The sequence below is a fragment of the Desulforegulaceae bacterium genome (assembly GCA_034006035.1).
GTDB lineage: Bacteria > Desulfobacterota > Desulfobacteria > Desulfobacterales > JACKCP01 > JACKCP01.
In genome coordinates, this window is the sequence record JAVETN010000007.1 from 90,344 (window position 1) to 102,922 (window position 12,579).

Here is a 12,579-nt window from a genome sequence, read left to right on the forward strand (position 1 = left end):
TTGGGTTTAATTTTTAATAGGGAAAAGAATGGAAAACTTTGAAGTTTTACCTTTCCTTTATGCGATTGTAGGCGGTTTAGGCCTTTTCTTATACGGAATGAAGCTGATGTCCGACGGGCTTCAAAAATCAGCAGGGGAAGGTCTTAGAAAAGTTCTTGAAAAACTTACAAGCAATAGAGTTATTGGTGCTTTTGTAGGTGTTGTAATCACTTCAATTATCCAGAGCAGCTCTGCCACCACAGTTATGGTAGTAGGTTTTGTTAATGCCGGACTTTTAAAGCTTACCCAGGCTTTGTCAGTTGTTCTCGGAGCCAACATAGGTACAACAATCACAGGGCAGATAATTGCTTTTCAGATCACAGATCTTGCACTTCCTGCAATAGGTATTGGTGTTTTTCTGCGTATTTTTCTCAAACATCCCAGGTTTCATTATCTAGGAGAGGTTTTTATAGGCTTTGGAATGCTTTTTCTAGGCCTTGATATAATGAAAGGCAGTTTTGCCCCTTTAAATGGAAGCGAAGAATTCAAGCAGCTTTTTATAACTTTTAGTAAAAATCCTTTAATGGCTGTTTTTGCAGGGGCTCTTCTCACTATGATTATCCAGAGCAGCTCTGCTACACTTGGTATTACAATGGTTCTGGCTTTTAATGGTATTATAGATTTTTATACTGCAGCAGCTTTTGTACTTGGAGAAAACATAGGAACAACAGTAACTGCCAATATAGCAGCCATAGGCACAAGCAGGGCGGCAAGAAGGGCGGCTTTGGGGCATTTTCTTTTCAATGTCATAGGTGTTACTTATATGCTTATCTTCTTGAAGTATATGCTGGTTGCAGTAAATTCTTTTACTCCGGGCGATGCGGATTTTGTAACTGCTGCAGGCACCAAACCTTATATTTCCAGACATATTGCCAATTTTCACACCCTTTTTAATATAATCAACACAATTATTTTTCTTCCATTTATAGGCAAGCTTGCAGATCTTTGTCTGATTCTGATCCCTGGCAAGGAAAAGGGCGGAAGGGAAATTATTTTGGACGATAATCTTTTAAATACTCCTGAAATGGCAATTTCAAACGCCAAAAATGAAGTTTTGCAAATGTCAGATCAGGTAATTAAAATGCTCGAGCTTTCAAAAAAAGGTTTTTTTGAGCATGACCTGAAAGCCATTAAAGAGGTTTTTGAGTTGGAGCATTCAGTTGATTTAATGGAAAAACATATAAGCGAATATCTCACCAAACTTTTCCATAAACCCATAAGTGAATCAAACTCCTTTAGGATAAATACAATGATTCATGTGATTCATGATCTTGAAAAAGTAGGGGATTATGCTGAAAGTATAGCAAAATATGCAGATAGAATGATAAGAGAAAATATTGTTTTTTCAGAAGATGCAAATGATGAGGCAGAATACCTTTTTGATGTTGCAATCCGGTTTGCCAAGCATGTTCTAGATATTTATAACAACGATAAAAGCCCTGAAGAACTAAGTACTGCTGACGAAGACTTGATAGATGAACTTAAAATTAATCTTAAGAACAATCATCTTGGACGGCTTAACCAGGGTATTTGCACAGCGGATCATGGTATTTTATATGTTGACCTGGTAAATAAGCTTGAAAAAACAGGGGATAATATTTTCAATATTGCCCAGGCCATTGAAGGGACTTACAAGTAGTTTAAAGTTGAATTTTTTATAAAGCTTTAAGCTAAATTTTTATAAACCAATTGATTCTAAGTCCCCAGGGTAGTTTAGATTAATTTTTTTCTATCACAGGTTTCCATCTAAACCATCTTTTTTCAGGATTTTCATAAAGTTTAAAAACAGCTCCATTTTTAGCAGGAAGACCCATTCTGTTATTATCAGGAGTTGCAAACTCAACACCTCCTTTTAGAATTGATTCCAGAGTGCCGGTTTTTATTTTTGCACCTAAAAGATTTACTTTTATTCCAATTGCCCCTGAATACCAAAATTTTGTATTTTCTCTTACTATTTCTTTGTATCTATCTTCAACAACAGCATAAATCATTACTTTATCAAAGGTCTTGCTTAGCTCTACTTTTGTTATTTCTCCAACTTTTATCTGTCTGTACATCAAAGGTTTGCCAGGTGTAAGAGAACCTGGAGCTTCAGCTTCAAGAACAATTTCAAGTCCTTTTATCTTCTTTTTTTTCATAACATGAAATTCATTTTTAAACTCACCATCTCCTTTGGTAAGTTCAATAAAGTTTCCTGTTAAAATTGTTTGGGGATTTTTAACTCCGCCCATTGAAATTTCTGGTCCTTTTAAATAAAACTCAGAGCCTTGTCTTAAAAGACTTTTTGCCTCTTTATTTATAAAAGCCTTTGCTGTAAAAGTTTTATTTTCAGGGTTAAATTTTATATTTTCAACTTTGCCTATTGTTAGTCCTTTGTATATAATTTTTGTATTGTTTTCTTTTATCCCCTCAACATTTTCAAAAATCAGGCTTACAAAAAAACCTTTTGCCATTGCTTTGTTTTTGGAGTCATAGAGGTTGAAATTTGATTTTTCTGTTTTTATGGAGTTGTCTTCAATGTTTTCAAACCCAATTCCTCCTGAAATAATTGATGAAAGGGATTTAGTGCTAATTTCTAAGTTAAAAAGGTCTGCTTTTATATCTATTCCTGAAATATTAAAAAATCTTGTTTTTGAAGAAATAAGATTTTTAAATTCATCATAAATCAATACCTCCATTTGGACTTCTTCTTTGTTTTTGGAAATATTTACAGTTTTTACAATGCCTGCTTCAATACTTGAATAAAATACAGGAGTTCCCGGCTTTAAAAAGTTGTTTTTTCCTGTGTTAAGAGTGATGGATTGACCTTTCATGTCGGGGTGAAATAGAGGAGGGTGCTCAAGGGCTTCAAATTCGTCTTGAAATTCCCCTTTTCCGATAAAGGTGTTTATATAGGATCCAGAAAGAATTGTTTCAATTCCGCTTATTCCTTTTAAGCTTACTTTTGGACTTACAAGAAAAAACACAGTTCCTTTTTTTGAAATATCCGGGGCATCGGGAAAAAGAGTGATTTTAGCACGGATTTTTTCCATGTTTTCTGTGTATTCAAGATTTGTAATTTCTCCTATTTCCATTCCTTTGTATTTTAAAGGAGTACTTCCTTTTTTCAGTCCCTCTGCTGTTTTAAATATAATGCTTATTGCTGACTGGGTTGATAGGGCAGATTTTTTATCGGGATAAAGTTTAAATACTTCGCTTGAGGAGGCTTTTAATTTCTTTGGCAGGGGAGTTTCAAAGGCAATCGAGCCTGAAACAAGGGATTGGAGGCTTTGAGTTTGAATATCAATTCCAGATAAATTCCCGCTGATTTTAATTCCGGAATCATTCCAAAATCTTGTGTTTGAACAAACAAGGTTTGAGTATTTGTCAAAAATATAAATACTTATATTTACTCCATCTTTTGAAAGTTCATATCCTTCAACTCTTCCTGCTTCAATTCCTTTTGTATACACAGGTGATCCTTTAAAAAAACCTCCTTTGGATTTTGATTTCAATATTATGTGAAGCCCTGGTGAATCAGGAACAAAAAAAGGAGGTTCTCTCAAAGCTTTAAACTCGGTTTGAGGTTTTCCTCCACCAGCCTGAACTTCAATGTATTGGCCTGAAATTATAGTGCTCAGCCCTGAAATTCCCTTAAGGTCAAGTCTTGGTTTTACCATCCAGAATTTGGAGTTTTCTGTTGCTGCAGCTTTTGCTTTTTCATGTACAAGAACTGTGGCAACTACTTTTTTATTTTCTTTGTTTATATTGATATCAATAACTTTACCAATGGTTATTCCTTTGTATTTTAAGGGAGTTGAGCTTTTTATAAGACCTTCTCCGGTTTCAAATTCTATTTTTATTGGAAAACCTTTTTCCATTGCTTTTTCTTTGGTTTCATAGAGATAGAATTCGTCTTTGTTTTTTGCCGGGATGTTGTTTAACTCGTCTGATTCCAGGTTTTCAAAGGCAATTCCTCCATCAAGAACTGAAGCAAAGGAGTCAGCTTTAATTTTTATTCCTGAAAGATCCCCTGAAACTTCAAACCCGCTTACATTCCAAAATCTTGTATCTTTTTTTACAAGGTGGCTATATTCAGGTTCTATTAAAATTTTTATAAAAACTTCATCACCTTTTTCTGAAAGTGTATGGGATTCAACTTTTCCAACCCTGATTTTTTTATAAAGAACAGGGGAGCCTGAAACTAAACCTGAGAAAATTTTTGATCTGAGTATAAGGTGAAGTCCAGGAGCATTTTCTGCACTTGGGGGAGGATATTCCAAAGCCTGGAAAGAAAAGTTTTTTTCACCGTTTCCCGGTCTTACAGCTATGTATTGACCTGTAAATATTGTTTCAACACCAGAAATAGCACCTACTTCAAGCCTTGGTTTTACAAGCCAGAATAAAGAGTCTTTTTTTGCAAAATGAAGGTATTGTTTTTCTATTAAAGCACTTACTATCACAGTTGAAAAATCATCGCTTAAGCTTACCTTTTCAACCCTGCCTATTTGAATCCCTGAATATTTCAATGCTGTTTTACCAGCAACAATTCCGCCTCCGTTTTTAAATTCAATGGTTATACTTATTCCTTTATCTGAATAATAATCATAAATCATCCAAAGCCCTGTAAAAAGAGCTATAACTGGAATAAGCCAGATAAGTGAAAACTTTGTTTTTTTAATTTCTGCTTCAGGCATCATTTATTTGTCTTTCTGTTTACAATTATCATCCCAGATAAATCTTGGATCAAAGGTCATGGCGGCAAAAAGGGTTAATAAAACCACAATTGCAAAATAGGTTATCCCCGGGCCTGGATTAACAGCTGCAATATTGCCCAGCTTAACCACTGAGGTCATCAAAGATATAAGAAACACATCAAGCATTGACCACTTGCCAATGAACTCAACTATAAAATAGAGCTTGGTTCTTTCTTTATGAAAAGATTTCCATTTGTATTTAATTGAAAGTATAAGAAAAACAAGTCCAAAAATTTTAGCAAGGGGAACAAATACACTTGCAGTAAATACAACTAAAGCAAGATGCCATAATCCTGACTCAACAAATCCGCTTACCCCGGAAAAAATAGTATCTTCTCTTGATTGGCCAAGGGCTGTAAATGTCATTATGGGATAAATATTTGCAGGAATATAAAAAATAAGAGCAGCAATTAACAAGGCCCAGGTTCTTTGGAAAGAGTCTGGCTTCCTAGGGTTAATTTTTGCTGAGCATCTTGAGCATTTTAAACTATACTTATTTGGATTTGAATAAGGGTTTGATTTTTGACACACAGGACATACAATTATATCTTTTTCAAGTCCTGATTTATAATTTGTTTTTTTCATATATTTTCAAGCCTTTCCCATATTTCTGATTCAGTTATATAAGATACAGCGGATACAGATAAAACTATTAAGCAGATGAAAAAATAAAAACCCGGTTCAATAGAATAGTCAGCAATTGAGTCCATTTTAGTTAGTGCTGTAAGGGTTGCCATTAAAAAAACTTCTTCCATGGAAAAAGTTTTTATCTGACAATAAATTTTGAATGATTTAAAACAATAGGGCAGTTTTTTTCTTAAAAACACAGACAAAAGAGAATAAAAAAAAGTAGAAAGTTTTACAAAGGGAATAAAAACAGCAAAAATAAATACAAGGGAAGAAATGAAAAAATAACCTGAATTTAAGAGTTCAACAGCTCCGCTTAAAACACTTCCAGCCTTGGTTTCTCCAAATAGTTTCAAAGTAATCAGAGGATAAATAACAGCTGGGAAAAAAAGAATAAGTGAGGCTGTTGTTAGAGCCAATGATTTGTTTAAAGCTCCGCTTTGTCTGGATATAAGAAGAGAAGCACATCTTTTGCACCTTGCATTGTATCCTGGATTAAGTCTTGGGACAGTTTGCAAAAGGTCACAATTAAGACATACTCTGTTTTCTGAAGGAATAGAAAATTTTTTGGTTTTGGAGGTTTCTGAAATCATTTTTTTAGCTCTGGACTTTAATTTAGACTGATAAAGTTAATTTAAAAGTTGAATTGTTTTCATTGGTTTTTTTTAATCATTTTTTTTAGGTCTTCTAATTCTTTGTTGATTTGATTATTTTTTCTAATCATGAGGTCTATTTTTTTTAATACAAGGTCTTTTTTTAGTCCGGTTTTACCTTGAGTTTCGTCTTTTTGGTTTTTGACTTTTAGAGGACTTTGGCAAAACCCTGAGTATGATTTTATAAAAGAACCTAAAGAAGTGTCTTGGGCTGAAATTTGTTTTTCCCTGGCTCCAGTTATAATATCAGTTATTTCAAGTATTTTTTTTGATGCTGGAGAGTTTGGAAAAAGTGTAATAAAAGGTAATTGTCTTAACACAGCTTCAGGAATATTTTCATCTTTTGGAATGGATGCTAAATAGTCAAGTTCAAGGCTTAGATATTTGTTTACTGTGGATTTGAATCTATCATAAATCTTTTCTCCCACATAATCAGATTTTACTTTGTTTGTCACAAGATGAACCTGACTTGTTAATCCATTGAGTTCTAACACTTTTAAAAGAGAAAATGCATCTGTAAGTGAGGTTGGATCTGGAACAATAGTAACAATAAGTATTGAAGAAGCAAGGCAGAAAGCAACAACTGCTTTGGAAATCCCGGCTCCTGTGTCAACTATTATATAGTCATATTCATCAAGACTGGAAAATTGTCCAAGAATATTGGCAAGCCCTTTTCCTTTAAGTGTTTCAAATTGTTCAACTCCAGAGCTTCCAGGAATAATGTCAATTTTGTTCCAGTTTTTTATTATAATTTCTTTTAAAAGCTTTGATCCTGAGATTACATCTTCAAGAGTATGATCCCCAACAACTCCCATTGAAATATTTACATTGGAAAGTCCCGTGTCAGCATCAAAAAGGCAGGTTTTATATCCTTTTTCAGCCAGTGAAATTGCAAGATTTATAGCAATATTTGTTTTGCCTACTCCGCCTTTTCCACTTGTGATTGTAATAATTTTCAAACCAATTTCTCCCCGGACAATTTAATTTTAAATTAAGGTTGTTTTTTTATTTAGATTTTTTGGAGTTATAATCAGTTTTGAGGAAAGTTTAAAGTTAAAAAATGGCCGGACCCAGGAGTTCCGGCCAAGTGTATATTAAAACGGTCTTGAAAGCTGGAATTTAAACTCAAGGTCTCTGTCTGGATCTTTTGGATCAGGCCCGTCTCCTCCGTTCCAAGAATCTGAAACCGGAATTACAACCTTGGCTGTTATTCCAAGATTATATTTTTTTAAAAGATAGGTAAATGATGGGATAAAATCAAAGGTATTTAAGCCTGAGTACTTACTTTTGAACCAAGGATCCGAATATTCATCCTCCTTGTGAGCATTATAAATAAATTCCCCTCCTGCAAAGATATAATCTGTAATATTATATTCACCGCCTGCTGAGATTATATATTCATCACCGTATTTTATTTTTTCATCTTTCTTCGAATAGTTTCCTGTAAGAACATAGCCCAATCCCCCTTTTATTGAAAATCTGTCAAAATACATTTTGGCATTGACTGAAAGTCCATAGTCTGTTGAGCCTGTGCCAAGTGGAACATCAGCGTCGTCATAATCTCCTGAGGCAAATTTTATAAGAAAAACACTATTAATAAGAAGATTGTCAAATTTTGTAAGATAATCTGCACTTAGTTTTATATCTCCAAGTCCGCTGTCGTTCAGATTGCCAATTTCACGGCTTGTATAGGGGACTTTTAATGAAAAATTAAGATATTCCCTGTCAGCTTTTAAAAAATTTACAGGAAGACCGTATGAAAGAGGAATATTATAAGTTTTTACGCTTTTTGAAATAGCTGCTTCAGCACCAATTGATAAAGTATGCTGGTCTGGAAGCTGTTCTTTTCCTAAGCTGTCTCTGAAAACTATATTTTCAGATGTACCTATAAGAGCAGATGTTGTTTTGTCTGCTGCTCTTATATTCTGAACTTCGGTTGCTCTGTCTCCATCTTCTTCAAGATAAGGTTCTCCATGCCCAGTGTGCTCTCCTGGACGATACATAATAGAAGGACTTGCTGAATAACAAGTTGAAGATAAAACTAAAGCCAAAAAAACTGTAAAAAATAATTTTCTCATGGATCCCCCCTTTTTTTTGAGTCTGAAAAAGTTTAATCAAGAATAAACAAAAATCAGTGTTAAATAAACTTGCTTTATATATATAAAGTATTTTAGCAAATTTGTGAATAAATTTAGACAGGAGTTGGTGTTTAGTTAGAAAGATAAAATCTTTGTAAAAATTTATTTAAGCATTTTTAAAACTTCATTTGTATAAATCCCCCTGCTTTTATAAATATATAAAGGAGGCAGAATTTTAACCCCAGAGCCTGAATTTGAAACTCCCTGACAAATAACCATCACAGCATCTGTTTTTTCAAAAGAATGAACAAACCTTAGTTTTTTTGGAGTTATTTTAATTTTTTCCATTTCATAAATCAGCTCTGAAGCCCTTCTTGCAGGGTAGATTATAAAAAACTTTCCTTTGTTTTTTAAAATAGATTTGGTTTTTTCAAGAAGGGTTTGAAGGGTTAGTTTAATTTCATGGCGGGCAATTGCTTTTTCAGACATTGGATTAATTCTTCCAGCACCTGGTTTTTGGTAGGGAGGATTTGAAATTGCAATATCGCAGGGACCTTTGGTATTGCTTTGGGAAATTTTTGTAAAATCTTTATTTAAAATTGAAATTTTATTATCAAGCTTATTTTCTTTAATATTTTTTCTTGCTAAATCTGCCAATGAATTTTGGAGCTCTATCCCATAGATTTCAAGGTTTGTATTTTTGTTTTTATAGGCAATTGAAATTGGAATTATTCCACAACCTGTTCCAATATCAATGATTTTATCGTTTTCTTTTGGGGAACCTGGGATGAAAGAAGAATAGGATCCAGGGAGAATCTGTATCCATTAATATTTTGATAAATGGTTATTGAATCATCGAAAAAATAAGTTTTAGTCAGATTATTCATTATTATTGCTTGAACTTTATATCTTTTATCTTATCTTCTTTAAGATGGCTGTTTAAATGAGATATAATTTGATCTTTGGAGAATTGAAGCTCCTGAATAAATGCAGAGCCAGGTACTTTTACATTTAAAGTCCCGTTTCTTAAGGAAATGGGAGTGGAGTTCAAGCTTATCCAATCTTCAAAAGACGGCCAAATACCGGTGATTTCCTTAAAAGCATTATCATCAAAAACAATGGGGTCTACAAGATTTTCAATCAGGGACTTAATATGTGAAAATCTTTTGTTTTTAGCTCTTTTCTTAAAATTTTTCATAAATTTAAAACCTTTTGTTCTTGACTTAATCTAGACCAATATTTTATTTTAATTGTTTACATATCTTTTTCAGGTTAAAGGTTCAAGTCTGTATTATATAATTAAAAACTAATTTTTTAAAAAAGGTGGTTATAAAAATGAACTGGGATTGGGACAAGCTGAGAGAACAGCAAAAAAAACAACAGAATTATAGTCAGGGTCCGGGCGGAGGAGGAAGTGGACTTCCTCCAATGGATGATTTTGTAAATTTCTTTAAAGGAAAAAAAATGTCAGGAGGAGTTATTCTGGCAGTAATTGTTGTTTTTCTTCTTATCTTTGGTAAAAGCATGTTTTTTACAATTGATACTTCTGAAGTAGGTATTGTTCAAAGATTTGGACAATATGACAGAACTGTTTATCCAGGTCTTAACTTCAAGCTTCCAGCAGGAGTTGAAAAAGTAGTAAAAGTTAAGATTAAAAGGGTATTCAAGGAGGAATTTGGGTTTACAACACTTAGTACAGGGCAGACAAGTAGCATAATCTCCAGTCAGGATGGAAGTGATATAGATAATGTTTCTCTCATGCTCACAGGAGACCTTAATGTTGCCCTTGTTCCCTGGATTGTTCAGTTTAGGGTAAAAGATCCTTATAAATATCTTTTTAAAATTCATGATGCAAGACAGGTTTTAAGGGATCTTTCTGAAAGTACAATGAGGCTTGTTGTTGGAGACAGAAGTATAAACGAAGTAATTTCAAAGCGTGAGGAAATTGCTATCCAGGCAATGGAAAATCTTCAGCAAGCTCTTGATGGTGCCGACTCAGGAATTGATATTGTAACAATAGAAATGAAAAGAACAAACGTTCCAGAACCTGTTCAGCCTTCTTTTAACCAGGTTAACCAGGCAACCCAGGAAAAGGAAGAAATGATTTATAATGCTCAGAAAGATTATAACAAAGCAATTCCTACTGCAATAGGTGAAGCTGAAAGAGAAATAAGACAGGCTGAAGGTTATTCTTTGAATAGAATAAACAGAGCAAAGGGTGATGCTCAGAGATTTACATCTATTTATGCAGAATACAAAGATGCCAAGGATATAACTAAAAGAAGACTTTATCTTGAAATGCTAAATGAGCTTATTCCAAAAATGCGGGAAAAATATATAATTGACGAAGATCAAGGAAACATTCTTCCCTTTTTGAATTTGGGCAGTTCCAATAAATAATTTATGGAGTGTAAACTGATGAAGAAAAATTTCATTACAGCGGCAATGTTTATTATAATTTTTGTGGCAGGATTTCTCGGGTATAATTCTGCTTATATCGTAGATGAAACAGAGCAGGTGGTAATAACCCAGTTTGGTAGGGTTATTGGCGAAACAATTTATGAGCCAGGACTTAAATTTAAGCTTCCTTTTGTACAAAAAGCAATGTTTTTCAAAAAAAATCTTCAGCATTGGAATGGAGATAAAGGTCAGATTCCAACTGAAGACAAAACCTATATTTGGGTAGACAGTTTTGCATTTTGGAAAATCAGTGATCCTGTAAAATACTATCAGAGTGTGGGAACAAGACAGGCAGCTATTTCAAGGCTTGATGATATTCTTGATGCTGCAGTTAGAAACGCAGTTACCTCAAATCCCCTTGTTGAAACAGTAAGATGGACCAATAGAGAACTTGATTTAGATACAGGTTCTGAAAGAAAGTCTTCTTTTGAAATAAAGACAGGTAGAAAAAAAATAGAGGAATTAATTCTCATAAGTGCGCAACCAAAACTTGATGAGTTTGGAATAGAACTTGTTGAGGTACAATTTAAAAGAATTAACTATGTAAGTGACGTTAGAACTTCTGTTTACAAAAGAATGATTGCAGAAAGAAATCAGATAGCTGAGAAGTTCAGATCTGAAGGTCGTGGTAAGTCTGCTGAAATAATGGGTAAAAAGGAAAAGGAACTTAAAAGAATTACTTCTGAAGCCTATCAAAAAGCACAGGCACTTAAAGGTGAGGCAGATGCTGAAGTAACCAAAATATTTGCCAAGGCTTATGGTCTTGATCCTGAATTTTACTCATTTACAGAAAGTCTTGATATTTATAAAGACAAGCTTGCTCAAGGTGATACAAAGTTTGTTTTTTCAACAAACTCAGACTTTTTAAAATATCTTAAAGGTGTAAATAAGTAAGAGATAAATCCAAAATATTTGTTTAGATAAATTAAAAATAAAAATGCCGGTTTTTAAATTGAACCGGCATTTTTTTATTTAAAAATTTTTTACTTGATTTTCAAAATAAAAAAAGCTTCGTAAAAAACAAAGCTTTTAAACTTTTTTATACCGCCTTCTTATTTCTTACGTTGATGGCGTGTACGAGCAAGTTGTTTTCTATGTTTATGTTTGCTCATTTTTTTACGTCTTTTTTTGATTACGCTGCCCAAAATCTCACCTCCTGAAATAAATTGCCTAGATTTTTCAAATTAAAACTAACTAATTTTATAACTTAATTAATATACTCTCCATTTGAGAATTTGTCCAGGGTTAAGTTTTGCATATATATGTTTTATTAATTATAATAAAAGGTATAAACTGTAATTTTTAGAAAAAGGGAAGCTTATGAAACTTAGAAAAGAAGAAATATCAAGAAAATTGCTTCACTTATTTGCCCTTTTAATGCCCCTTGGGATTTTTTATTTACCAATTGTTTTTAATCTTTCAAAATGGTTTCCAGCCTTTGTGCTTGGAGTAATTTTTCTTTTATCATTAATTATAGAAATTTTAAGATTTAAATTCAGCCAGATTCAGAAATGTTTTTTAAAGTTTTTTGGCTCAATGATGAGAAAAAAGGAAGAATTTTCAATTACAGGCTCAACCTATATAATTGGCTCGGGTTTTTTATGTTCCCTTTTTTTTGTAAACAGATCTGAAATTGCTTTTATTTCACTTTTTTCATTTATTATATCTGATGCTGTTGCAGCTTTGGTGGGAATAGAGTTTGGGAAAATAAAAATAAGAGGTAAATCACTTGAGGGAAGTTTGGCCTGTTTTTTAACTGCATTTATACTTTTATATTTTCTCTATCCTTTATTTCCATTTGTAATGGAAAATTTTGGAGGCTTTTTTTCTTTAAAATCAAGTGTTAAAATTGCATTTATCATAGCTTTACTTGAAATTTATACATTGAAATTTTTTGAGTTTGAAATAAATGATAATCTTTATGTTCCTGTTTTATGTGGGTTTGCAATTTCATTTGTTTGACATTTTATAATTTTAAAGATATTG

13 protein-coding genes are annotated in these 12,579 nt (G+C 33.0%); 4 read left to right on the top strand and 9 right to left on the bottom strand.

The window, feature by feature from the left end; translation table 11 throughout:
- Positions 1-28: 28 nt before the first annotated feature.
- A complete protein-coding gene (locus RBR53_07170; GenBank protein MDY0132432.1) occupies positions 29-1,678 on the top strand; it encodes a Na/Pi cotransporter family protein in 1,650 nt (549 codons plus the stop codon).
- 79 nt (positions 1,679-1,757) lie between these two features.
- On the opposite strand, the gene RBR53_07175 is transcribed toward RBR53_07170, so the two are convergent.
- From RBR53_07175 to RBR53_07210, 8 genes are all read right to left on the bottom strand, one after another.
- Positions 1,758-4,718: an MlaD family protein gene (locus RBR53_07175; protein MDY0132433.1), complete on the bottom strand. Its 2,961-nt coding sequence runs from the start codon at positions 4,716-4,718 to the stop codon at positions 1,758-1,760.
- A complete protein-coding gene (locus tag RBR53_07180; protein MDY0132434.1) occupies positions 4,719-5,360 on the bottom strand; it encodes a paraquat-inducible protein A in 642 nt (213 codons plus the stop codon).
- Positions 5,357-5,995 carry a paraquat-inducible protein A gene (locus RBR53_07185; protein MDY0132435.1) on the bottom strand — a complete coding sequence of 213 codons (639 nt, stop codon included), beginning with the start codon at positions 5,993-5,995 and terminating at the stop codon, positions 5,357-5,359. Before RBR53_07185 ends, RBR53_07180 begins: the two co-directional genes overlap by 4 nt.
- Positions 5,996-6,054: 59 nt before the next feature.
- The gene (locus RBR53_07190) at positions 6,055-7,014 is read right to left on the bottom strand and encodes a MinD/ParA family protein (protein MDY0132436.1); all 960 of its coding nucleotides are present in this window, start codon (positions 7,012-7,014) and stop codon (positions 6,055-6,057) included.
- Positions 7,015-7,149: 135 nt separating this feature from the next.
- Positions 7,150-8,133 carry a hypothetical protein gene (locus RBR53_07195; GenBank protein MDY0132437.1) on the bottom strand — a complete coding sequence of 328 codons (984 nt, stop codon included), beginning with the start codon at positions 8,131-8,133 and terminating at the stop codon, positions 7,150-7,152.
- Positions 8,134-8,295: 162 nt separating this feature from the next.
- The gene (locus tag RBR53_07200; protein ID MDY0132438.1) at positions 8,296-8,922 is read right to left on the bottom strand and encodes a methyltransferase; all 627 of its coding nucleotides are present in this window, start codon (positions 8,920-8,922) and stop codon (positions 8,296-8,298) included.
- The gene (locus RBR53_07205) at positions 8,862-9,020 is read right to left on the bottom strand and encodes a hypothetical protein (protein ID MDY0132439.1); all 159 of its coding nucleotides are present in this window, start codon (positions 9,018-9,020) and stop codon (positions 8,862-8,864) included. Before RBR53_07205 ends, RBR53_07200 begins: the two co-directional genes overlap by 61 nt.
- A gap of 2 nt (positions 9,021-9,022) precedes the next feature.
- The gene (locus RBR53_07210; GenBank protein ID MDY0132440.1) at positions 9,023-9,331 is read right to left on the bottom strand and encodes a DUF721 domain-containing protein; all 309 of its coding nucleotides are present in this window, start codon (positions 9,329-9,331) and stop codon (positions 9,023-9,025) included.
- A gap of 137 nt (positions 9,332-9,468) precedes the next feature.
- Between RBR53_07210 and hflK the strand changes: the two genes are divergently transcribed.
- Together hflK and hflC are read left to right on the top strand one after the other, a co-directional pair.
- Positions 9,469-10,533 (top strand): FtsH protease activity modulator HflK, encoded by a 1,065-nt coding sequence (gene hflK / locus RBR53_07215; protein ID MDY0132441.1) that lies wholly within the window; start codon positions 9,469-9,471, stop codon positions 10,531-10,533.
- A gap of 18 nt (positions 10,534-10,551) precedes the next feature.
- On the top strand, positions 10,552-11,487 hold the full coding sequence (hflC, locus tag RBR53_07220) for a protease modulator HflC (GenBank protein MDY0132442.1): 936 nt from the start codon (positions 10,552-10,554) through the stop codon (positions 11,485-11,487).
- Between the two features lie 158 nt (positions 11,488-11,645).
- Here the strand turns inward: hflC and RBR53_07225 are convergent, their stop codons facing one another.
- Positions 11,646-11,738, bottom strand: coding sequence for an aurora kinase A-interacting protein (locus RBR53_07225; GenBank protein ID MDY0132443.1), 93 nt, complete (start codon positions 11,736-11,738; stop codon positions 11,646-11,648).
- 175 nt (positions 11,739-11,913) lie between these two features.
- On the opposite strand from RBR53_07225, the gene RBR53_07230 reads away from it, so the two are divergent.
- Positions 11,914-12,555, top strand: a complete 642-nt coding sequence (locus tag RBR53_07230; protein ID MDY0132444.1) for a hypothetical protein — start codon at positions 11,914-11,916, stop codon at positions 12,553-12,555.
- Positions 12,556-12,579 lie beyond the last annotated feature (24 nt).

Excerpts from the sequence above, each read along its gene's own strand:
- hflC (MDY0132442.1), top strand. The coding sequence starts at position 10,552 with ATGAAGAAAAATTTCATTACAGCGGCAATGTTTATTATAATTTTTGTG.
- hflK (MDY0132441.1), top strand. The coding sequence starts at position 9,469 with ATGAACTGGGATTGGGACAAGCTGAGAGAACAGCAAAAAAAACAACAG.
- RBR53_07205 (MDY0132439.1), bottom strand. The coding sequence starts at position 9,020 with ATGAATAATCTGACTAAAACTTATTTTTTCGATGATTCAATAACCATT.
- RBR53_07195 (MDY0132437.1), bottom strand. The coding sequence starts at position 8,133 with ATGAGAAAATTATTTTTTACAGTTTTTTTGGCTTTAGTTTTATCTTCA.
- RBR53_07170 (MDY0132432.1), top strand. The coding sequence starts at position 29 with ATGGAAAACTTTGAAGTTTTACCTTTCCTTTATGCGATTGTAGGCGGT.
- RBR53_07185 (MDY0132435.1), bottom strand. The coding sequence starts at position 5,995 with ATGATTTCAGAAACCTCCAAAACCAAAAAATTTTCTATTCCTTCAGAA.
- RBR53_07180 (MDY0132434.1), bottom strand. The coding sequence starts at position 5,360 with ATGAAAAAAACAAATTATAAATCAGGACTTGAAAAAGATATAATTGTA.
- RBR53_07210 (MDY0132440.1), bottom strand. The coding sequence starts at position 9,331 with ATGAAAAATTTTAAGAAAAGAGCTAAAAACAAAAGATTTTCACATATT.
- RBR53_07230 (MDY0132444.1), top strand. The coding sequence starts at position 11,914 with ATGAAACTTAGAAAAGAAGAAATATCAAGAAAATTGCTTCACTTATTT.
- RBR53_07175 (MDY0132433.1), bottom strand. The coding sequence starts at position 4,718 with ATGATGCCTGAAGCAGAAATTAAAAAAACAAAGTTTTCACTTATCTGG.